This is a genomic window from Vibrio sp. AK197 (assembly GCF_053903115.1).
Map to the genome: position 1 here is coordinate 1,052,566 of NZ_CP096430.1, position 21,755 is coordinate 1,074,320.

The following is a 21,755-nucleotide window of genomic DNA, read 5'->3' on the forward strand; positions in this document are numbered from 1 at the left end:
GATCTGATTTATTATTTATCAGCCTTTGTTTGTAAAATTAATGTCAATTTTTAGAAAGTTTAGTGTCGATTTGAGCCAATAAAATCCCTTTCTTATTGATTTTGTTATTAATTTTATGGGTTTTGTTTCATATTTATTCTGAGGTTGCTTGGTTTTAACTTTATGTTTTTATTGAGGTTTATTTTAATTTAGTGCGGGCTTGTTGCTAATTTGAACAGCGGAGTGGTTAATGTTTTACCACTGTCAATTACCTACCATCTCGATATAGCATAATAAACAGCTCATTATTTAGAATGAGTTATTTTTAAAGTTTATCATGTTTTAAAATGACGCAATTGAGGTAACAAAGTGACTAGGTTTTCTTTATCTTTGTCTGTATTAAGTACTGCGTTGTTGGGGATGTCGCCCTATATTTCTCAGGCTGCAACTAGCAATGAACAAAATACAATCGATGCTCGCAAGCAATATGAGCAAAACAAAGAGCAAATAACACACGCCAGTGAATATATTAATCGCAATCAGTCGCAGGGAGAGCGCCAAACTTTGCTTCAAGTAGAATCAAAGCACAGCGATGCGATAAACGTAAAAGTGGAGGGAAACAATGACAAATAAGTTGGTGTTAAGCGGTAGCGTCGCCGCTTTGAGTCTATTAACTGCTTCCGTTTCTGCAGCATCTTCCCAAGAGTCTTCCGGTTATTATCAGGGGCGCTCTTGGGCAGATGTTGAAGCGAAAGTGAGTTCGATTCTCGATAACATGTCCCAATCGGAAAAATATCAATTTATCCGCGTTGATGACGGGCACATGATTCCGACGAATCATCGCTTCGGTATTGAAGGCACGGTTGCTTATGACTCGACGATGGGCGTATATGTCAATAAGGAAATTTTTGGTGCTAGTTACCCTTCGCAAACGATGCTGGCTGCCACATGGAATATTCAGCGTGCTAAGCAGTTGGGTAAAGCGCTCGGGTATGAAACGCGGATAGCTGGTGGTGAGCAATTGCTATCACCTGTGGTGAATTTATATCGTACGCCGCTTAATGGCCGCGCGGCAGAGTCGGTGTGTGGTGAAGATCCTTATTTATGTTCGGTTATGGCGCCTGCGATCACCAACGGTATTCAAGTTCAAGGTGTTCAGGCGGGTGCGAAACACTTGGTAGCCAATGAGCAGGATGCAAACAGACAAAACCTAGATGTGCGGGTAGATGAACGCACTTTGCGTGAAATGTATCTCGTTCCTTTTGAGTCTTTGGTTAAAAACGCTGATATTGCTGCGTTGATGTGCGGGTTTAACAAAGTGAATGGTGATTACGCCTGTGAGAACCACCATGTCATTACCGATATCGTCAAAGGTGAATGGGGCTATCAGGGTTTTGTATTGTCCGACTTCAACTCAGTAAAAAATAGTTTTGAAGGTGCATGGGCGGGGACGGATCTCGATATGCCATCGGGTCTCAAATTCACCGAGAATGAACTTCAACCTTACGTTAATAGCGGTCAACTGCATCAAGATGTGATTGATGACAAAGTGAAGCGTAATTTACGCGCCTTAGTGCGTTATGGGTTTGATGAAAGAACCTTCTACGCTCAATCGCTTGATCACCCAGAATATGGGCAAGAAGCGGCGCTGCAAACCGCGCGAGAAGGTATTGTATTGCTGAAAAACCACTCTCGTTACCAAGGGCAAATTTTACCTTTGGATAAATCTGCGCGGATCGCGGTCGTTGGTAATGCGGCGCAACAAGCACCAAGTTCGCCGTTTGGTACAGCCAACTCAGATGCGAAAAATGGTTATGTTTCAGAACTGGCAGGATTAAAACAGCTCAACGTAAATCCTGACAATGTGACCTTTATTGATAGCATGTCGCTGAATCCGAGCAAAGTGCAGTTCCTGCAGCCTTCTTGTATGAGCGATGATACTGATTGTGCCCCCGGTGTGACGGTTGAATATTACAACAATAACGATTTTGCTGGTACTCCAAGCCTGATTCGTCGTGAACTTGGCGTCAACTTCAATTGGGCAACGATGACCAATGACGTGACAAACCCTTGTACACAAGCGGGTTTTGAGGCAACGGGTATTGATTGTAGCGCCGTTCCTGAAGATGCCGCTGATGGCTCACGCCAGCTGACTGAGATTAACCCACAAAACGGTGCGTTTTCCGTTCGCGTTGTCGGTTCAATTCGTCCGGTTACCACGGGGCCACAAGTACTTAAAGTCCGGGCTGATGGTGCATTTAAAGTGTTCCTTGATGATCAGTTGATGATGGAAAGTGACGGCGTCCCTCGCGCTCAAGATGTACCGAATGCGGTGCCTGTGACCGTTAAAACACCGCGCCTAAAAGCCGGTAAGCTTTACAACGTTCGAGTTGAGTACCAGCGTCAGAACCGTTTCCAAGTTGACCTTGGCGGTTTGAATGGGCTTCAGTTCAGTTGGGCGGCGTTAAATCCACCTCAAGATATTGATCAATATGATGCGGTTATCGCGGTTGTCGGTCGTAACTATGAGTACGAAGGCGAAGGTATGGATCCAAGCTACGACTTGCCGGATCAGCAGCAAGTTATGTTGAAAAAACTGACCAAAGCCAATGCCAATACGGTGGTTGTGATGCACGGCGGCGGTGGCATGAATATGATGCCATGGAACAAGAAAGCGGCGGGTGTATTGCATGCTTTCTATAGCGGTCAATTTGGTGGTCAAGCGCTGGCTGAAATCCTGTACGGTGATGTGAATCCATCGGGTCGATTACCCATTTCGTTGGATAAAAAGTTCAAATTTAACCCAAGCTACCCGTCATATCATGATCGTGATGCGTACGTCGGTGATGATGCAAAAACCTCAATGACTTACTCAGAAGGGTTATTCTTGGGTTATCGAGGTTATCTAGAGAGTAAGCATAAACCATTGTATCCATTCGGTTTCGGCCTCTCATACACTGACTTTAACTATTCGGGTTTGACGCTTAGTGACCGTAACGTGAAAGAAGGCACCATGTATGCGACGTTTTCAGTGACCAACACCGGAACAAGAGCTGGATACGCGGTACCTCAGTTATACATCGCTCCTAAGAATGCTCAGGTTGAACGTCCTAAGCGTGAGTTGAAAGGTTTTGATAAAGTGTATTTAGAGGCTGGCGAAACCAAGCAAGTGACGATTGCGCTCAATGCTCGCTCGTTTGCTCACTACGTGCAAAAAACCGATAGCTGGGACGTCGACAAAGGTAATTATAAGATCTTGATTGGCGATAGTGCTCAGAACATGTTGCTGCGTAAAACGATGCATGCCAAGCATGAAATTGTGATGAGAACCAGTGATTCCAACCCGCTCGCGAAACCGGTTCAAGATGCGGTTAAAGTCGCTAAATCGGAATCCTACTTCTTTTAACCTTTTGGCTCGATGTTTATTTGAGTCGAACATGTAGGAAACCAAAAAGCCTAACTCTTAATGAGTTAGGCTTTTTTATTCGTAGTGAGCTGCGCTTTGGGTTTGCTGTAACTAGGTTTTATGTAGTTAAGTTTGCTGTAACACTGGCGAAAGTCGCAAGTTCAGATCCCCAAAGTGTTTCGAGGATTAATCACGGTCAATCGCAAAAGCAGACCATGCTTGACGTGTTGGCATGACTTCAACACGGTTGATGTTGATGTGATCCGGCAGCGTGGCGATATAAAACATCTGCTCAGCGATATCTTCGGCACTGAGCGGTGTGGTGCCGTTGTACAGGTTGTCTGAGGCCTGTTGGTCACCTTTGGTGCGAACCAAAGTGAACTCGGTTTCAGCAATGCCAGGGGCAAGGTCGGTGACGCGAACGCCAGTGCCTTGCAAATCACAGCGCAGGTTATAGCTGAACTGTTTGACAAAGGCCTTACTCGCACCGTAGACATGGCTGCCAGGATAGGGCCATTGACCAGCAATCGAACCGACGTTCAGAATCGTGGCGCCAGCTCCGGTTTCAATTAAACGTGGCAACAGTGCGTGAGTAACATTCACCAACCCTTTGATGTTGGTATCAATCATCGTGTGCCAATCTTTGAGCTCAACCTGCGGGGCACCTTGAGGCGCGAGCGCGAGGCCTGCGTTATTGAGCAGAAGTTTGACTTGGGCAAACTCAGCAGGTAACTCTGCAACCGCTTGTTGTACAGCCTCTTCATCACGTACGTCCAGCTGAATGATATGCACCGGGACATCAGTCAGCTCTTCTTTAAGTTCGATAAGACGCTCCATACGGCGCCCTGATAGAACCAATGACCAACCATCTTGAGCAAAGCGACGCGCAGCCGCTCGACCAAAGCCTGAGGTCGCACCAGTAATAAAAGCGATGTTGTTCTTCATCATAAGTTCCTTCTATCTATCAAATCTATACGCACTGATGCCGCAGCGATAAGCGTATTCATCAGTGGTGAAAGGGGAAATTCGATCACTGCCGCCGTTTCTCTAGGATGACCAAAGTAGCAGAGATCGCAGTCAGTACATAACGCCCATATTTGCATATTAATTGCTGTTAAACAAAGTAAACCTATTAATGAAATCAATAGGCTGGCGCTAAAACGGCCAATCAACGCAAGTGATAAGTGTCGATGAGCAGATGGAAATAGGGGTACTTTAATCGACCCGCGTTATCTCCCCATAGAGCCAGTTCCCGCTTGGTCATGAGTCAGATAAGCTGACACATCGCTTTTCTCAAACTGACTCTATCACCTTGAGGTTGTTTATCGTCAAGATGGCGCTATCAGCTTTGCACTGACGGTTTTAGAGTTATTCAAGGAGAGCAATATGGGCGAGTTATCGCAAAGTGGCATCAAACCGATTCTTAACCAAGATGTGATTGATTTGGATAAATCAGTCTTCCATTCATGGTCGATCCAAGAGTCAGCACAACCGGTGGTGATTGCGGGTGGACTTGGGTCAATAATGTGGGATTTTGAAGGTAAAGAATATATCGATTTTAGTAGCCAATTAGTGAATACCAACATTGGCCATCAACATCCTAAAGTGATTGATGCATTAAAAGCGCAGGCTGAAACTCTGGTGACGGTTGCGCCAGCAACGGCGAACTACACACGAGGCCTCGCTGCGCAGCGTATTTTGTCCCATGCCCCTGATAAATTTACCAAGGTGTTCTTTACCAACGCGGGTGCGGATGCCAATGAAAATGCGATTCGAATGGCGAGACAGTTTACTGGACGTGACAAAGTGCTTTCTGCTTACCGTTCTTATCATGGCAATACCGGTACGGCGATCGCGGCCACCGGTGACTTTCGTCGCATGCCAAATGAGTACAGTCGTGGTCATGTGCATTTCTTTAATCCTTATCTTTACCGCACTGAATTTGATGCCAACACGGAGGAGGAAGAGTGCCAGCGAGCTCTTTCGCATCTTAAACGCACTATTGAATGCGAAGGTTCTCACACGATTGCGGCCATCATCTTGGAAACCATTCCCGGAACAGCTGGGTTGTTGATCCCGCCCAAAGGCTATCTGCAAGGCGTACGTGAATTGGCGACGAAGTATGGTATTCAACTGATCTTTGATGAAGTGATGATGGGCTTTGGGCGTACAGGCCGTTGGTTTGCCTTTGAGCATTTTGACGTTGTACCGGATTTAGTCACTTTTGCCAAAGGTGTGAACTCAGGTTACGTGCCAGTAGGTGGTGTGCTGGTCAACAGTGACATCGTGGAGTATTTCAAACATCATATGTTTATGGGCGGTTTGACCTATTCTGGGCACCCACTGGCCATGGCAACGATAGTTGCAGCGATTGATGCGATGGAAGAAGAAGGCATTATTGGCCATGCCGACCGAGTGGGAAATCAAGTTCTTGGCCCGATGTTATTAAAACTCAAAGAGCAGCATTCGGTGATAGGTGAGATTCGCGGCTTAGGTATGTTCTGGGCTTTGGAATTAGTTGAAGATGCTGAAAGCCGGGAGCCTCTGTGTGATAGCAAGATGGCCAAGCTTAAGACAAGTTTGATTGAGAAGGGGCTGCTGTCGTTTATTGTCAATAATCGCCTTCACGTGGTGCCCCCTTTGGTGATACGCGCTGACGAAATAGAGCGAGGTGTGGCGATCATTGAAGAGTGTTTAACTCTGATCGACTAACCGACGATGGGGGAACTCGACGCCCAAGATTCACGTTTGGATCTTGGGCGTTTTTGATCGGCAAGGCGTTATTCCTGCGCCATGGCTTTGGCTAATTGAGCGATTCCGGGTTCAATGAGATCTTTATCAATGGCGTGAAAGCCTAAGCGAAAGTAGTGGTTAGGATGCACCGATAAGCTGTTATCTGGGTCAGGCATAAAGTGGGAGTATCCAGTTTCAATTAACACGCCAAATTGCGCAGCGCGTGAGGCCAGATGTTGGCTATTCATACCTTGTGGTGTTTGTAACCACAGCGCATTCGCAAGCTCTTTTTTGGCTAAGCGCTGGCAGTGCGGAATATAGCGCTGCGCCGCTTGGTCGATCAACTGCCAACGCTGACGAGTTTGTTCACGAAACTTACGTAGATAGCTGTCATAGTAACCTTGAGTGATAAAGTGGGTCATCTCCATTTGCACGCGGCTCGGTGGATGGCGATACATAAGACGACGCAGAGACCGAAGTTCATAGATAAGCTCTTCTGGGGCAACGATGTACCCAAGACGAAGACCAGGTGCCAGCAGCTTAGAAAAACTGCTGACGTATATCACTCGGTTGTTTTTATCCAGAGCTTTAAGCGCCGCTTTAGGATGCGGCTCAAAGTTACTCTCAGAATCGTAGTCATCTTCAATAATGATCGCGTCTTGTTGCTGTGCCCGTTGCAGTAACTGATGACGTCGTTGATCGCTCATGGTGACACCGGTAGGCGCTTGATGGCTCGGCGTGACATAAAAATAGTCACAAAGCCGAGAAAGGGGGTTAAGCATCATGCCATCGGTATCGACTTGATGCGGATGAAGTACCGCACCGGCGAGGTCAAAAATGTTATTGGCCTCTTTATACCCTGGGTTTTCAACGCCAACTCGGGATTGCTTGTCCATGAGTAGTTGCGCCAACATAAACAGCGCATTTTGTGAGCCAAGTGTAATCATAATTTCATCGCTACTGACGTGAATGCCCCGCTGGGGCAAAACGCGAGTGCGAATTTGCTCGATTAACTGCTCATCGTCTTTATCTACTTTGTCACACAACCAACGGTGATCATGGGGGTCAGCCATCACTTTACGTGAGGCTTCTCGCCACTGACTCAATGGGAAGTCGTTAATATAGGGCTGACCATAAATAAATGGGTATTGGTAGCCACTCCAATGGGATGGTTTCACCACCCTCTGATATTGGCTGGTGTGTATTTTTAATTTTTCGCCCCAATTTGGTGCGCCTGATGATACGGTGTGGGGAGTTTCTTGTTTGAAATCTTGTGGGACAAGATGTGAGTCAAATGGATGATTTGCGTCGTGATACTTTTCTGCCAAGTAGTAACCGCTGCGCGGTTTACTGATGAGATAGCCATTATCAAGCAAGCTTTCATAAACCAGTGAGACAGTATTGCGAGAAACCTTTAATTGGCTGGACAGTTTTCGGCATGAGGGAAGCGCTTGGTCTGGAGGAAAAATGCCATCAAGAATGGCTTTGACAAGGTACTCTCTTACTTGCTCTTGAAGGCTGCGTTTATCATCAAATTCAATAAAGCAGTTGTGATTGATCGTCATTTCCCTTAGTGCTCCCTTTGCGTTTATCTATCCGTGATGTGGCAAATTGCATACAAACAAATGCATAAAGCACGCCATTTCAATAGCTTCCATAAACATGAGTGGTAAAGCTGTCCCATCGAGTAATTTAAATTGGCTCTACGCAGTTTTTCGGCGGGTCTCTAAAGTAAAACCTGTTATTCATCAGTCAAAGGATAAGACTATGCAACGCAAACTTACGATCAAGAAATGGGTGATGTCATTAACTGCAACAGCAGTCGTGAGCTTGTCTGGCTTGGCTCAAGCCGAAAATTTAGCCGAGATAGAACAGAAAGGGTTTATGACCGTTGCCACTGAGGACAACTATTCCCCCTTTAACTTCATTGCAAAAGGTCAGCCTGAAGGCATCAATAAGGATTTGCTGGAAGAGCTACGCCAATACGCTGAGTTTGACGTCAAGCAGGAGATCTTGCCTTGGACTGGGCTGTTAGCCGCTGTGTCTGCGGGTCAATATGATATTGCTTTGACGGGAGCCATCATTACCGATGGTCGCCTAAACAGCTTTGATTTCACGCCACCGGTTGCCTCGGCGCAGCACTTTTTTGTCACCAGAGCTGGCGACGACAGCATCAAAACCATCGCTGATTTGGACGGAAAAACGGTCGGTTTGCAAGCGGGGAGTGCATTACTTGAACGTTTGCCGGAGCTGAAAACCATGCTTGAAGAGCAGGGCAAGTCACTGGGGAAAGTGGTGCAATACCAATCTTACCCAGAAGCGTATGCAGATTTGGCCAATGGCCGCGTTGATTACGTGATCAATAGCGTGGTGTCCGTCAATGAGATTGTGAAATCGAAACCTAATGTGTTTAAAAAAGGATTGGCGGTTTCAGGGCCAGGGTTTGTCAGCTGGCCTGTACCGAAAGGCAACACAGAGCTGCTTGAGTTTCTGACCGGATTCTTCCAACACTTAAAAGACACCGGGCGTATGGCGCAGCTGCAACAGAAGTGGTTTGGTGAATCGTTTGACCAACTGCCAACAGAAGCCATCATCTCTGTGAAGCAGTACCATCAACTTACGGCGGTGAAATAACGTCAATCGCTTGATGGGTAATCGCTGTGGTTGCCCATCGAGCGGTGCTTAGGAGTGTACAGAGATAACACCTACCAAGGATGGTCAAAGAATATGGATTCTTACGCATGGATACAGTTAGCTGAAGGGGCCTGGGCAACGGCTTGGATTTCTCTGGTGTCGATAGCGCTAGGCGTTTCAATTGGGTTGGTGATTGCGATCGTACGAATGCTAAAGCTACCTGTGATTGACTCGCTATTAGGAGTGTATGTCAGTTGGGCTCGGGCGACCCCTTTGGTAACGCTCGCACTGTTTATTTTCCTGTCTTTTCCTTCATTTGGCATTCAACTGGATAAAAATCTTTCTGCGATTTTAGCGCTCACGCTTAATACTGCTGCGTTTAACGCTGAAATTTGGCGTAACGCGTTTTTAAACTTCTCACGCGGTCAACTTGAAGCTGCAGAAGCGATGGGGATGCGACGGTTTACGTATTTTCGCCGCATTATGTTTCCACAAATGGTGATGGTGAGTTTGCCTGCTCTGATTAATGAGATGTCGTTTTTGATCAAAGGCAGCCCTGCAATCGCGGTGATTGGTGTCGTCGATTTAACTCGTGTTACCAACCGTATTTCGGCGGTAACGTATGAGCCGCTCACGCCAATCTTATGCGCAGCGGTTATCTATATGTTGATCATCGGTTTGCTGGTGAAAGCACAGACTTACGCTGAGCGTAAGGTCCAATACCTGAAATAACGTCGGTGAGTCTCGGCGTTCGAAAGCAGGATGAACGTGCGAACTGGCTGAAAAACAAGGATGAACTATGTCAGAGTGGGAAATAATTTGGCAGCAAAAAGAGGTCTTTCTCTCAGGGTTTACTAGCACGGCATCGCTGTTTTTAGTGTCATCGACCATCGCGATTATCTTGGGCGTTGGTTTACTGTATCTTCTTGAAAATACGCAGCGAGGCATCAGTGCGACGTTACGTGCGGTGATTAACATGATGCGCGCGTTACCGTTTTTGATTTTGGCGTATTTACTGTATTACGGTTTACCTCAACTGGGTATCCGTATGGAAGCGATGACCGTGGGTTTTGTGTCACTCAGCCTTTATCACGGCGCGTATTTTTGTGAGATATTTCGAGGGTCGCGCAATGGGTTAGAGCATGGTTTGGTGGAAGCCGCGCAGGCATGCGGCTTTACGCGCTACAAAACGTTTACTCGCATCATCATGCCGAACGTGTTTCTAAAGTCGGTTCCTTTGATGGCCAACCAACTGATTATCTGCCTCAAAGATACCGCCTTTTTGAGCATCATTACGGTGCTTGATATTACGGCGGCGGCCAATAGTGTGCAGTCAATGTACTTCATCCCACTCAAAGCCTTTGTGATTGCGATTGGCTTATATTGGCTGATTAGTATTGCCATTGAGCGGTTATCTCATTACTTAATGATCAAAGTTGAACGAAGAGGGCTGAGTCATGCTTAATCCATCCCCCGAGCACATTATTAAAATCGATCGTTTGTCGAAGCAGTTCGACGGTATTGAAGTTCTACGCGATATTAATCTCACGATTAAAAAGGGTGAAGTCGTGAGTATTCTAGGGTCTTCTGGCTCTGGGAAGTCGACCTTATTACGCTGCATGAATTGGCTTGAGCAACCTGAGCGTGGCGTGATTTATCTAGGGGAAGACCGTATTGATAAAAACCCATTGACCAATAAACCCCTTAAACATAAAGAGCTTGCCAAGCTGCGAGAACGCATCGGTATGGTTTTTCAAAGCTTCAATTTGTGGCCACATTTAACCGTGCTACAAAATGTAATGGAATCTCTAGTCCATGTGAAGAAGATGGCAAAAGCGGAGGCGAGAACCATCGCCGAGAAGCAATTAGAGAAAGTGGGAATGTCCCACAAGCTCAATGTCTATCCCAATATGCTGTCTGGTGGTCAAAAACAACGCGTCGCCATTGCTCGCTCTTTGGCTATGGAGCCAGAAGTCATTTTATTTGATGAGCCGACCTCGGCTTTAGACCCTGAGCTGGTGGAAGAAGTGTTGACGGTGATGCAAACCTTGTCGAAAGAGGGCTATACCATGGTGGTGGTGACGCATGAGATGGAGTTTGCTCGAATGGTCTCGGATCAAGTGGTGTTTTTGGAAAAAGGCATCTTGATTGAAAAGAGTGATCCAGAGAAATTTTTCACCAACCCAGATTCGCCAAGAGTTCGTCAGTTTTTAAATATTAGTGAGTAAGCTTGAACGGATAGGCATGAACTTCGCGCTGGCGGAAACCGCAATATGTTGGTCTACCTCAAGGCTTGCTGACATAAAGTAAACGCTTCGCCTTTTTTCTATGAGTTCGCCACGAATGGCGATTCGATCACCAACCATAATGGGCGAGTGGTAGCGCGTGTTGAGCTCTGCCGTGAAGGCAGGGAGTTGCCGACGCAGCAAGCAGTGCGTCATGGCGGCATCGAGCAACGTACTGGCTAACCCGCCATGGAGTAAGCCATTGTAACCTTGATGATGCTTTGCAACGATAAACTCGCCGGAGACAACACCGCTTTGTTCATTCAGGCTAAACTCAACGGCCAAGCCCCACGGATTGCTTAAGCTGCATGCAAAGCAATGCTCATGCAGCTTAAGCATTGCGTTATCTTGCTCTAATGATGATCGCATCCATGCTTTCCTTGGTGGTGATGGGCCTCGCATGACTGACGGTGACAGCTAGATGAAGCGGTATGACTGCAACACTCACCTTGGCTTTGCTTTGTTTGATACTGAATGGATGGTCTTCCCTGTGAGCGTTCACTGAGTACAGGGTAGTGGGCAAGCTGATTTAATAACTCTGAAATCGCCTGGTTTCGCTGGTTTACCTGTTTAATGTTGATACCATTTTCAAGCAATTTTCCAAGCATTCTCTCCCCAATATTTTTCACCAGTATCGTCGCCACTTTGTATTCGGTGAACCGTTCGACCAGTTGATGTTTGCCGCTGCAGCCAGACTCAATAGCGGGGTTGTCAAATTGAGTGATGAGGTCACCAAACTCATCGTAGATTGCAAAGTAAGACGCTTTGGTAAAGTGACTGGCTAAGTTGGAATCCTGTAGTGGTAAGGCAATGCGCATAGATATCTCCATAAACTTTATTGGCATATGCTAAATATATGCTCATTTATAGCATATGCCAATAATTGAGAGTGGCGCAAATTAGGTTAAATGCCGTCCATTTGACTTGGGTCAAGCGAAACTGAATTTAATCCTGAGTATGGAGCATGAGAGCTTTGCCATGAATCAGGCAGTCACTCACTTTGTGGCGTGCGGATTTCACTAGGTTGGCTAAGGTTTGTCTTGAGATACCCATTATCGCCGCTGCTTGCAGTTGCTGCATCCCTTGATGATCAACGAGACGTAGCGCTTCAAACTCATCGAGCTCTAAAAAAACTTGTTCAAGCTGCTTCATGGGTATGCCGTTGGGCTTAAAGCAGCTGTCTGCTGGTGTGCCACAGATAACACGTGGAATTTTTGGGCGTCCCAAAGTCACTCCTTGAGTATTTTTGGTTGAAGGTTTGCGACAAAATGACCAGCGCTGAATTTAGCACATATCCACAGAGAAATCTGTGTGGGATAGGAAGCGTAAAAAGAGCCACCGAATGGTGGCTCTTCAAGATGGGTTATTGTTACCAAGCGTAGCTGACGGAGGCGTTAAATGAGCGGCCTGGGTTGTAAAAATCAGCTGTACCTGAGCCAACAACATGTTGCTCATCGGTAAGGTTATGTACGTTAACCGATAGGCTGGCATCTTTGGTAAAGCGGTAAGCAAAGGCGGCATCTAGTAAGGTTGCGGCTTCGCTCTTTTTAGTATTTTCAGCATTAAAATAGTAGCTGCCGATATAACGCGCGCCTAGGCCGACATCCATGGTTTTATTCGGTAGTGTGTAGTAACCCCATAGTGATGCACTGTGATTTGGCGTTTCGGTAAATTCGTTGTCTTCAATTGAGACGACCGTTGCCGCTGGCGTGTATTGAGTAATACTACCACTGACCACTTCTGACTCCATGTAAGCGTAGTTACCTGTTAGGTTAAAGTCTTCAGTGAGTTCGGCTTTGAATTCTAAATCGAGACCGCGAACCCGCGTTTTACCGACGGTTTCTTGCTCAATATCGCCATTACTTTTAACCACCGCCATGGTGACATCATCTTTTTTAAGGTCGTAAACGGCAGCAGAAAACAGGCCATTGAAACTGGTTGGGGCGTATTTCACGCCGAATTCTAACTGCTCACCGCGCTCAGGTGTTACACCAATGGTTGGCGGTGCAACGGATTCCACTTGGCTGATATAGGTCGACCACTCGTCGCTCACCTTGTACGTCAATGCCGCGCGAAATGAGGTTTCGGAGAAATCATCGCTGCTCCTTGCGCTAGATAGAATATTATTATCAGAGAGATCTAGATAATCATGACGCACGCCGAAGGTTAAAATATAACGGTCATCGAGCGAAAGGTTCTGCTGCAAAAAGATAGACGTTGTCTTGTAGTCGCGGTCATTGTTGGCATAAGCCGGTACTGAAAGACTTCCTGTGCTGTTGACTGGGTTAGCAACATCAATCGGCGAGACTCCGCCACTTCCATCAGTGTATAAAGAAGACGTTTGGGTAGAGGCATCACGGTATTCCAAGCCGACTAGGGTACTGCTATCTACACGCTCAAAACTGGTGTCGTATTGCAGTACGGTATTGCCAATCAGTTCTTCTGCTGAAGTTTCACTACCAAGGTAGGCACGATCAACAACGGTACCTGTGCGACCTTCATTGTCACTAATATACAGATAGCCATAGTCATCATCTAAATCGCTGTAACGGACATTGGCGCTGAGCTTCAACCCATTTTCAAAGTAGTGGGCCAGCTGCGCGCTGATATTGGTACGTTCCACATCATGTTGGTTGTGGTTTGGATCGCCAAAGTAGTCGCTTCGGTCGTACTCTTTGTCAAACGGATAACCACCACTGTTTGCGGTGCCATCACGGTTAAGGTAATCAACAAGCAGTGTCGCTGTGGTATCTAATGACGGCTGCCAAGTCAGGCCAGCAAGAATCATATGCGCGTCATTTTTTGAATGGTCATACTCTAAATCACTGTCTTGGACTTTTGCAGTGAGGCGGTAGGCGAAAGTTTCATCTTGATTTAATGTGTCACCGAAATCGACTCCCAGCTGTTTGTGATCGAACGAGCCGTAAGAGACATAACTGTTACCAAAACGCTCGAACTTTGGTTTCTTACTAACGAAATTCACTGAACCGCCGGGTTCTGCTGGGCCAAATAGGGTCGAGTTACCGCCGCGAATGACTTCGACACGCTCATAAGCGTATGGGTCTTCGCGCACGCTGCGCATCGAACCAAGCGTCATGCCATCACGATAGGTTGTGGCGTTGTAACCACGAATTTTAAAGTAATCATTGCGATCATCCGTGCCGTAATAATCGGTTAGGATGCCTGCAGAATACTGCAGCACTTCTTCGGTGGTGGTGGCATTACGTTGGGCGATCTCTTTCTCTGTCATCACAGAGATTAAGGCTGGCGTATCTGCAACACTGGTGGCGACTTTACCGCCGACCCAAAGCTCTTTGGCGACAGTGGTATCGGCATCGTTAGCATAATTTTGGCCGTAAACGGTGATCGCGTTGACGCGATACGAATCGTTTTGGTCGCTGGTGGTTTGGTCTTGTGAATAAGCGAGCCCTGAATAGGCCAAAATGGGTAGGCACCAAAGCAACTTGTGGGCTGTACTTTCAGATGTGTTGACGCGAGACGCGTCGCTGCGGAAATTATCCATGTTAATCAATCCTACACTGCAAAATTTATTGTGGTTCATATCGAACGCAAAGATTTAGTTATCTATCTGATTTTCTTATTGATATAAGTTGGTGCTGATTAGCAACCTGTTTCATTGGTTGACCATTTTGAGCATAAACGTAAGTAAGCTTTTGTGCGTGACGAACGGACATAAAGTACTAACTGCGGTATTATGATGATTGTTTGCTGCGCAGTGTGTTTAATGTGCCGCCTCTTAGAGGACGAGAAAGCGGGTTACGCTGATTTTGTCCTCCAATAAACTTTTATAAAGTCTAACCTTGAAACGAAACGATAATGCTTCGTATTTGTAGTTAATTAAATTGATATATAGTTATCAACCGATGCCTATTGAGTACTAATCCTATGGAGTTACGTCATTTAAAGTATTTTTTAGCGGTCGCTGAAACGCAAAATATTCGTTCAGCCGCGCAAAAAGTACATGTCACTCAACCTGCTATTTCACGAAAAATCAAAGAATTAGAAAGTGAGTTGGGTGTGCAGCTGTTTGATCGCTTACCCAAAGGGCTGTGTCTTAACCGCGCCGGTAAGGTTTACCAAAAGCAGCTTGGTGCGATTATTCGTCAAATTGAAGATGCGAACGCAAAAGTACGCCAGTTCGCGCAAACTGAGTATGGGACGTTAGCGCTGGGCTCGCCGGATTTTGTTTTATTAGAAGGCCCCGCGGCACACGCTCTTCAGCAGTTTCGCCGCGACAACAGCGACATTGACCTTGAGGTTTTTTCCGATACGCCAATGGTGTTGCTGAAGCGATTAGAATTAGAGCAGGTTGATGGGGTATTTGGTTACTTTATGCCACCACTAGAAGACCAGTACGCTGTTGAGGCGGTGACACAAGACAAATTGGTTGTCGCGTTTCCAAAACGCTGGCGCGACAAGTTATCGAAGACGATGACCATCGACCAGCTCAATCAATTGCCTGCGGTTCGTTTAACCAAAAGTGCTGATCCCCATTATTTTGAATGGCAGGAAGCGCTATTCCACGATATTGGTTGGGCGCCCAAACGTACCCAATGGGCTCATGGTGAGAGCACGGTGCTTGGATTAGTCGCGGCCGAAAGTGGCATTGCGATCGTCAATGAACGCCATTTTCTACGCCAATCTGACAGCATTGATTATATGCCGCTTGATATACTGCCAAACGATATCACGCTTAATTTTATCTATAAACAGCATTCAGATAACCCGGCATTAAACCTGTTTTTACAATGTCTTAGCCAGCCAGTGCCATAAGCTACGAACGGAAACTCGTGTTTACCGCTGAACGCCGCCACTTTGTTCCTTATTTCAAACACACGGCAACGTTCATGAAGGATTAATCTGAGCGAGGCAGCAAACTACGATTTTCTCCGACCACCTGCATAATCACATTGACCAGTTCTTGAGCGGCCTTCGATAGCGGCCGCTTTTGGGCAACCATCAAGCCAATATCACGAAACAGACGCTCTTTAATCGGAATCAAACACACATCATTGCGTTCAAACATTAATTTCATGGAGGACGGAACTACGCTGACGCCCAGATCACAAGCCACCATCCCGAGAATGGTTGATTGATAGATCGCGGTTTGAACGGGCTCCATGGGAACCGACGTCATTGAAAAGCCTTGCTCCATCAAATTGCGCATACTGGTGCCGGTTTTCATGGCGATAAACGGGCTTTGTACGATTTCATGCCAACTGACTTCACTGTATTCGGCGAGAGGGTGACGAGGCGAGCAGACAAAGTACAGGTAATCTTTGTAAATCGGCGAGAAGATAATGTCCTCGACTTGGCGGGGCATGGCACCAATGCCAAAGTCAATATCACCATTGATCACTTGCTGGTAGATCGGCTCATCACTCTCTTCTAAATACTCTAATGTGACTTTAGGATGTTGGCGCTGGAACTCGGCCATAGCCGCCGGAATCAAGCTTGCTCCGACTGTCAGGAGCGCAGCAAAACTCACACGGCCGGTGTGACCATCGGCCAAACTATGCATATCACGTAGTGCACTTTCTAATCGCGTCAAAATGCGTTCGGCGGCGGGCAAAAAGGTTTGACCTGCCTCGGTTAACACGACCCGTCTTGTGGTTCTTTCAAACAGCTTGATGCGCAAAGTATGTTCAAGCTGACGAATCTGATGACTCAACGAAGGTTGGGTCATATGCAACAATTCTGCGGCTTCAGTAAAGCTTCCCAGTTGAGCTACTCGTATAAACGATTGAATTTGGCGAGCATTTATATTCATAAATAATCTCTATAAATGGATAGGTTATTCAAATTTATCTTATCAATAGTGTGAGCTAGTATCATCACACTTTAGTCGTTTATTTTAGGGAATGAGAGATGTTGAAGCAGGTAATGGATTTATATGAATTGCTGGATAGCCCAAGCGCGAGTGGCGAAGTGGTTAAAAACTACTTGTGTGAGCAAGGCGCCAAGGCGGAGCAGATCGAAATCCATCGTCTAACCTCTGATAAAGGGGCGAGTGATTTTGTTAAAGTTCGTATTCCTGGAACTCAAGGAAAAACCGTGGGAGGCACAGCGCCAACACTGGGCATCATTGGCCGTTTAGGCGGGATCGGTGCGCGTCCTGAGTTAACAGGCTTTGTCTCTGATGGTGATGGCGCACTCGCGGCAATGGCCGCTGCGGCAAAAATTGCACGTATGGCGAACCTGGGTGATCAATTACCTGGCGACGTGATCATTACCACGCACATCTGCCCGGATGCCCCTACGCGTGAACATCATCCAGTCCCTTTCATGGATTCGCCGATAACGATGGAAGATACATGGGAGCACGAAGTGGATGCTGACATGGATGCGATTCTTTCCATTGATACCACCAAGGGTAACCGAATTATGAATTACCGTGGTGTCGCCATCTCTCCAACTGTATGCCAAGGCTATATTCTTAAAGTGAGCGAAACCGCAGTCAATGTACTAGAGCGTGTGACTGGACAAGCGGCTCATGTATTTCCTTTAAGCCAGCAAGATATTACGCCTTATGGCAATACGCTGTATCACATTAACAGCATTCTACAGCCAAGCGTGGTGACTGATGCGCCAGTAATTGGTGTCGCGTTATCGACCGCAGTACCTGTTGCTGGCTGTGCCACGGGCGCAAGTCACGAAGTGGACATTGAACAAGCGGCACGCTTTTCAATTGAAGTGGCAAAAGACCTCGGGAATGGGTTATGCCAGTTTGTTGATGCTGAGGAGTTTGTGGAAATCAAACAGCGCTATGGCAACTTGCAACACTTCCAAACGCAAGGTCAAACCGCATGAGTATTTTAAGGCCAACCCTTGGGATTGTGACCATAGGTCAAGCACCGAGAGTGGACTTGCACGATGACTTGAGCGTGTTGCTCGGTGATGGCGTAAGGCTTTCAGAGATGGGGGCCCTTGATGGCCTCACTCTCGAGATGATTGAACAGCGCTATCCGATTATGCCTGGCGACTATGTTCTGGTGTCAAGAATGCAAGATGGTCAACAGGTGCGTATTGGTGAGTCATCGTTAACCCCGCTACTTGTCGCAGCGGTTGAGCGAATGAAGCGCCAAAAGCCAGATCTCATCGTGGTGCTATGCACTGGCGATTTACCTGAGTTTAGTCATGATTCCTCCATTTTAGTGCTATCGCCAAAGCGGATGGTACAGCACTTCTTTTCCAGTTTAGGTGATGAACTGGATCTGACGGTTATGTCGCCCGATGAAGCGCAAGTGGAACAAACCAAAGCCCGGTGGAGAGACAACGGCTACCAGGTTAACTGCGTGGTGGGGTCTCCCTATTTAGAGGATGGCAGCCGAGCGACGGGGGCTATGCAGGCGCGTGAGCTGAAAGGTTCACTCATGTATCTCGATTGCATGGGATACAGCTTAGCGCAGTGTAAGCAAGTCTCTGAAATATCAGGCAAGAATGTCATCACGCCAAGACAAATTATTTTCAACACCGTGAAATTGCTGCTCAGCCAAAACAGCTAGTTTCACCCAAGGACAATGTCGATAAGGATTATTATGCAAAGTAATGCTAAACCTGCTCAAAATCAGGCACCGCCGAAGAGCCCACACCCGAAGTTTTTTGTACCCACTCAGTTGATTTTTAACGTTGTGATCGCTGTACTGGGTGCGATTATTGGTATGGAGTTAATTACACGTATCGGTATCACACCCAATACATCGATCATTGGTGCGCTGATTGCGATTTTGCTCTCCTACATTCCTCTTAAATTGTTTAATCGTTTTAAACGACTAGAGAGCCAAACGCTGGTTCAAACCTCGATTTCTGGTGCTACGTTCTCTGCCGCGAATGGGTTACTTCTACCCTTAGCAATTCCGTTTTTGATGGGGCAAAGTGACATGCTCACGCCGATGCTGATTGGTGCGGCGCTCGCTGTTGTCACAGACGCTTCGATTCTTTATTTCTCTTTTGACAGCAAACTGTTTAGTGCGCGTGGTGCGTGGCCTCCTGGTTTTGCGACGGCTGAGGCATTAAAGGCCGCCGCGAGCAAAGGGAAAAATACGGTCTTGCTGCTGGTTGGTATGGTGAGCGGTGCGGTTGGTAAAAGCTTCGGTATTCCGATGGACATGCTGGGTATTACCTGGATTTCAAATGCGTTTGCGTTAGCCGCCTTGGGTGTTGGACTTTTACTACGTGGTTATTCTGTGGATCTTTTTGGTATTGATATCAATGAGATGTACATTCCTCACGGTATTATGATCGGGGCCGGTATGATGGCGCTTATTCAGATCATCACCCTGATCCGTAGTGACAAGAACACATCACAACAGGTGGATAGTGAGCAAGGTGATGACGCGTCAGAACCTTCAAAAGCTCAGCGTCCCACACGTTCAGCGTTACAAATGAAAGTGGCAATGATCAGTGGTTTCACCGTTTACCTTTCTATTAGCCTAGTGCTGGCATTGGCGACGGGAATTTATACCGATATGGGTATTGGTATGCTCATCGGCTGGTTGGTGTTTGCCGCTGTCGCCGCGATGGCTTCAGAGCTCATTGTCGGTATTGCGGCCATGCATTCAGGCTGGTTCCCCTCGTTTGCCACTGGTCTTATTTTCTTAGTACTTGGCATGTTGATTGGCTTTCCAAATGAAGCACTGGGTATCTTAGTCGCCTTTACGGTATCCACTGGGCCTGCATTTGCTGATATGGCTTATGACTTGAAATCGGGCTGGGTTATTCGTGATAACGGTCAAGATGAAGAGTATGAACTGGAAGGTCGTCGTCAACAGTACTTCGCGGAATTGTTTAGCTTTGGTGTGGCGATTCTGGTGGTTGCGTTTGCTTACCAGTACTACTTTAACCAAGATCTCGTTCCGCCAGTTGCGCGTGTTTATGTTGCCACGATTGAAGCGGGAACAGACCATAATGTTGCCTTGTTGCTGGTAATTTGGGCATTGGTTGGCGGCGTCATTCAGTTCCTCGGTGGCATCTCACGTCAAATTGGCGTATTACTCGCAACCGGGTTGTTGATTACTTCACCAACCGCTGGAATTATGATTTTCGTCGGCCTGGCAATTCGCTATTTGGTGGTTAAACGCTATGGCCAAGAAGGGTTAAAGCCGCTGTATGTGTTAGGTGCGGGGGCGATTTCCGGTTCAGCGCTGTATAGCTTCTTCTCATCGACACTCAAGCTGGGTTCGAAAAACTAATTGGAGATAACGATGAAACTACTGTTGTGTAGCAGTTCAAGCTACAAAGACACGGGGTATCTGACGCATACCGAAGATACGATGCGCCAGTTTATAAGCCGTATAGAACCTAGCATTACCCAAGCGTTATTTATTCCTTACGCTGGAGTGACGAACAGTTACGATCAATATTTACAGCGAGTGACTCCGCATTTCGCTGGGTTAGGGATTGATCTGCTGGGTCTTCATCAGGTGGACGACCCACGTCAAGCGTTAGCCGATGCACAGCTGATCATTGTAGGCGGAGGTAATACCTTCGCTCTATTGAGCCGTCTTCAGCAGCAGGGGTTGCTTGAAGTGATTAGAGAGCAAGTGGCAGCGGGTACACCTTATATTGGTTGGAGTGCAGGTTCAAACCTAGCAGGAATGCGCATCAGCACCACCAATGATATGCCAATTGTTGAACCTCAAGACTTCAACGCCCTTGGCTTGGTGCCGTTTTTGATCAACCCGCATTTTATTAGTGGGCAGATTGCGGGTCATAATGGCGAAAGCCGTGAGCAACGTTTGGCCGAATTTATGATTATGAACCCGACAGATTCAGTCGTTGCGATACATGAAGGAAGTGCCCTTATTCGTGATGGTGACACCTTGTCTCTGCTGGGCGACGATGATGGGCATTTATTTTTGGGCGGCGAGCAATCGAGTATTGCGCGCGGGCGATGTGATGCCCTATTAGGAGCTAAATAACCATGGTTTCTAAAGTAGGGGTATTACGTGTCGTAAGCTCTGAAGACCAAGACTTTTTGGAGTGTCACCAGCGGTTGATGGAACAAGTGTGCCCCGGAAAACAGTGGGAGTCTCGCTGTCTTCCTGAGCAACCCAATGGCATTCATGATCCCCAAACATTTGCTGAGGCGCTGCCGAAGATTCTATTTCTAGGGACCACTTGGCAACGTGATATTGATGTTCTAGTGGTGAGCTGTGCCGCAGACCCTGGGGTTGGAAAGTTGAGGGAACTGCTTAATATTCCGGTGATCGGCGCAGGAGAAGCTTGCTGCAAAATGGCTCGCCAATATGGCAATGTGATTGGCATATTGGGTATCGAACCCGAGCAGCCTGTGACGTTCACTCGAGCGCTTCAAGGATGTAAAACCTTATATCTTCGTCCGGATAACGTGCATTGCACTCACGATATTCATAGTGATCAAGGGCGAGCATCAATCGTTGCCGCCGCACTTGAGTTACAGCGAAAAGGCGCTCAAGTAATCGCTCTGGCTTGCACTGGCATGGCGACGACAGATGTGGTTAGTTTATTAGCTCCGCATTGTGAATTGCCCGTCATTAACCCGGTAATGGCAGCGGGAGAGCTATTGGCGCTACGATACCCTAACTAAATGTAGAGCCATCTTGAATTGAAGCGCCCATTTTGATGGGCGTTTTTCTGTGTCTCAAAATTGTGACATCGCTTCAGCTTTGTCATGATCTTTATATTAAATGATAAAACCATCAAAAGTAGTATAAATC

General features: G+C 46.9%; 20 protein-coding genes. 13 read left to right on the top strand and 7 right to left on the bottom strand.

The genetic code is table 11. From position 1 onward, the window contains the following. Window positions 1-369 precede the first annotated feature (369 nt). Window positions 370-612 carry a hypothetical protein gene (locus M1D72_RS12185; protein ID WP_456297024.1) on the top strand — a complete coding sequence of 81 codons (243 nt, stop codon included), beginning with the start codon at window positions 370-372 and terminating at the stop codon, window positions 610-612. Continuing rightward, window positions 602-3,385 carry a glycoside hydrolase family 3 protein gene (locus M1D72_RS12190; RefSeq protein ID WP_456297025.1) on the top strand — a complete coding sequence of 928 codons (2,784 nt, stop codon included), beginning with the start codon at window positions 602-604 and terminating at the stop codon, window positions 3,383-3,385. The genes M1D72_RS12185 and M1D72_RS12190 overlap by 11 nt, the downstream gene beginning before the upstream one ends. Window positions 3,386-3,571: 186 nt before the next feature. Here the strand turns inward: M1D72_RS12190 and M1D72_RS12195 are convergent, their stop codons facing one another. Beyond that, window positions 3,572-4,333 (bottom strand): SDR family NAD(P)-dependent oxidoreductase, encoded by a 762-nt coding sequence (locus tag M1D72_RS12195; protein WP_390190679.1) that lies wholly within the window; start codon window positions 4,331-4,333, stop codon window positions 3,572-3,574. 438 nt (window positions 4,334-4,771) lie between these two features. On the opposite strand from M1D72_RS12195, the gene M1D72_RS12200 reads away from it, so the two are divergent. Beyond that, entirely contained in the window at window positions 4,772-6,097 is a 1,326-nt protein-coding gene (locus M1D72_RS12200) for an aspartate aminotransferase family protein (RefSeq protein WP_390190678.1), read from the top strand. A 68-nt stretch (window positions 6,098-6,165) separates the two neighbouring features. On the opposite strand, the gene pdxR is transcribed toward M1D72_RS12200, so the two are convergent. Further along, on the bottom strand, window positions 6,166-7,683 hold the full coding sequence (gene pdxR, locus M1D72_RS12205; protein WP_456297026.1) for a MocR-like pyridoxine biosynthesis transcription factor PdxR: 1,518 nt from the start codon (window positions 7,681-7,683) through the stop codon (window positions 6,166-6,168). A 202-nt stretch (window positions 7,684-7,885) separates the two neighbouring features. On the opposite strand from pdxR, the gene M1D72_RS12210 reads away from it, so the two are divergent. From M1D72_RS12210 to M1D72_RS12225, 4 genes are all read left to right on the top strand, one after another. After that, entirely contained in the window at window positions 7,886-8,752 is an 867-nt protein-coding gene (locus tag M1D72_RS12210) for a transporter substrate-binding domain-containing protein (protein WP_456297027.1), read from the top strand. A gap of 93 nt (window positions 8,753-8,845) precedes the next feature. After that, complete coding sequence (locus tag M1D72_RS12215) at window positions 8,846-9,484, top strand: amino acid ABC transporter permease (protein ID WP_456297028.1); 639 nt, start codon at window positions 8,846-8,848, stop codon at window positions 9,482-9,484. 67 nt (window positions 9,485-9,551) lie between these two features. After that, entirely contained in the window at window positions 9,552-10,217 is a 666-nt protein-coding gene (locus M1D72_RS12220) for an amino acid ABC transporter permease (protein ID WP_456297029.1), read from the top strand. Beyond that, complete coding sequence (locus tag M1D72_RS12225) at window positions 10,210-10,980, top strand: amino acid ABC transporter ATP-binding protein (protein WP_390190670.1); 771 nt, start codon at window positions 10,210-10,212, stop codon at window positions 10,978-10,980. The genes M1D72_RS12220 and M1D72_RS12225 overlap by 8 nt, the downstream gene beginning before the upstream one ends. Here the strand turns inward: M1D72_RS12225 and M1D72_RS12230 are convergent. From M1D72_RS12230 to M1D72_RS12245, 4 genes are all read right to left on the bottom strand, one after another. After that, on the bottom strand, window positions 10,963-11,406 hold the full coding sequence (locus M1D72_RS12230) for a PaaI family thioesterase (protein WP_456297030.1): 444 nt from the start codon (window positions 11,404-11,406) through the stop codon (window positions 10,963-10,965). The two genes, M1D72_RS12225 and M1D72_RS12230, sit on opposite strands and share 18 nt — an antisense overlap. Beyond that, window positions 11,391-11,855 carry a NifB/NifX family molybdenum-iron cluster-binding protein gene (locus M1D72_RS12235; protein WP_456297031.1) on the bottom strand — a complete coding sequence of 155 codons (465 nt, stop codon included), beginning with the start codon at window positions 11,853-11,855 and terminating at the stop codon, window positions 11,391-11,393. Before M1D72_RS12235 ends, M1D72_RS12230 begins: the two co-directional genes overlap by 16 nt. Before the next feature lie 127 nt (window positions 11,856-11,982). Continuing rightward, window positions 11,983-12,264, bottom strand: a complete 282-nt coding sequence (locus tag M1D72_RS12240; protein ID WP_456297032.1) for a DUF134 domain-containing protein — start codon at window positions 12,262-12,264, stop codon at window positions 11,983-11,985. A 142-nt stretch (window positions 12,265-12,406) separates the two neighbouring features. Next, window positions 12,407-14,560, bottom strand: coding sequence for a TonB-dependent siderophore receptor (locus M1D72_RS12245; RefSeq protein WP_456297033.1), 2,154 nt, complete (start codon window positions 14,558-14,560; stop codon window positions 12,407-12,409). 383 nt (window positions 14,561-14,943) lie between these two features. On the opposite strand from M1D72_RS12245, the gene M1D72_RS12250 reads away from it, so the two are divergent. Then, complete coding sequence (locus M1D72_RS12250; RefSeq protein ID WP_456297034.1) at window positions 14,944-15,831, top strand: LysR family transcriptional regulator; 888 nt, start codon at window positions 14,944-14,946, stop codon at window positions 15,829-15,831. An 82-nt stretch (window positions 15,832-15,913) separates the two neighbouring features. On the opposite strand, the gene M1D72_RS12255 is transcribed toward M1D72_RS12250, so the two are convergent. Next, window positions 15,914-16,828, bottom strand: coding sequence for a LysR family transcriptional regulator (locus tag M1D72_RS12255; RefSeq protein WP_456297035.1), 915 nt, complete (start codon window positions 16,826-16,828; stop codon window positions 15,914-15,916). Between the two features lie 98 nt (window positions 16,829-16,926). Between M1D72_RS12255 and M1D72_RS12260 the strand changes: the two genes are divergently transcribed. From M1D72_RS12260 to M1D72_RS12280, 5 genes are read left to right on the top strand one after another with little or no spacing between them, the layout of a single operon-like run. Then, the gene (locus tag M1D72_RS12260; RefSeq protein WP_456297036.1) at window positions 16,927-17,868 is read left to right on the top strand and encodes a DUF1177 domain-containing protein; all 942 of its coding nucleotides are present in this window, start codon (window positions 16,927-16,929) and stop codon (window positions 17,866-17,868) included. Continuing rightward, window positions 17,865-18,563, top strand: coding sequence for an AroM family protein (locus M1D72_RS12265; RefSeq protein WP_390190656.1), 699 nt, complete (start codon window positions 17,865-17,867; stop codon window positions 18,561-18,563). Before M1D72_RS12260 ends, M1D72_RS12265 begins: the two co-directional genes overlap by 4 nt. Before the next feature lie 33 nt (window positions 18,564-18,596). Beyond that, entirely contained in the window at window positions 18,597-20,249 is a 1,653-nt protein-coding gene (locus M1D72_RS12270; protein ID WP_456297037.1) for an OPT/YSL family transporter, read from the top strand. A 12-nt stretch (window positions 20,250-20,261) separates the two neighbouring features. Beyond that, window positions 20,262-20,978 carry a dipeptidase PepE gene (pepE, locus tag M1D72_RS12275; RefSeq protein ID WP_456297038.1) on the top strand — a complete coding sequence of 239 codons (717 nt, stop codon included), beginning with the start codon at window positions 20,262-20,264 and terminating at the stop codon, window positions 20,976-20,978. A 2-nt stretch (window positions 20,979-20,980) separates the two neighbouring features. Then, complete coding sequence (locus M1D72_RS12280; RefSeq protein ID WP_456297039.1) at window positions 20,981-21,625, top strand: aspartate/glutamate racemase family protein; 645 nt, start codon at window positions 20,981-20,983, stop codon at window positions 21,623-21,625. The last annotated feature ends 130 nt before the right edge of the window (window positions 21,626-21,755 follow it).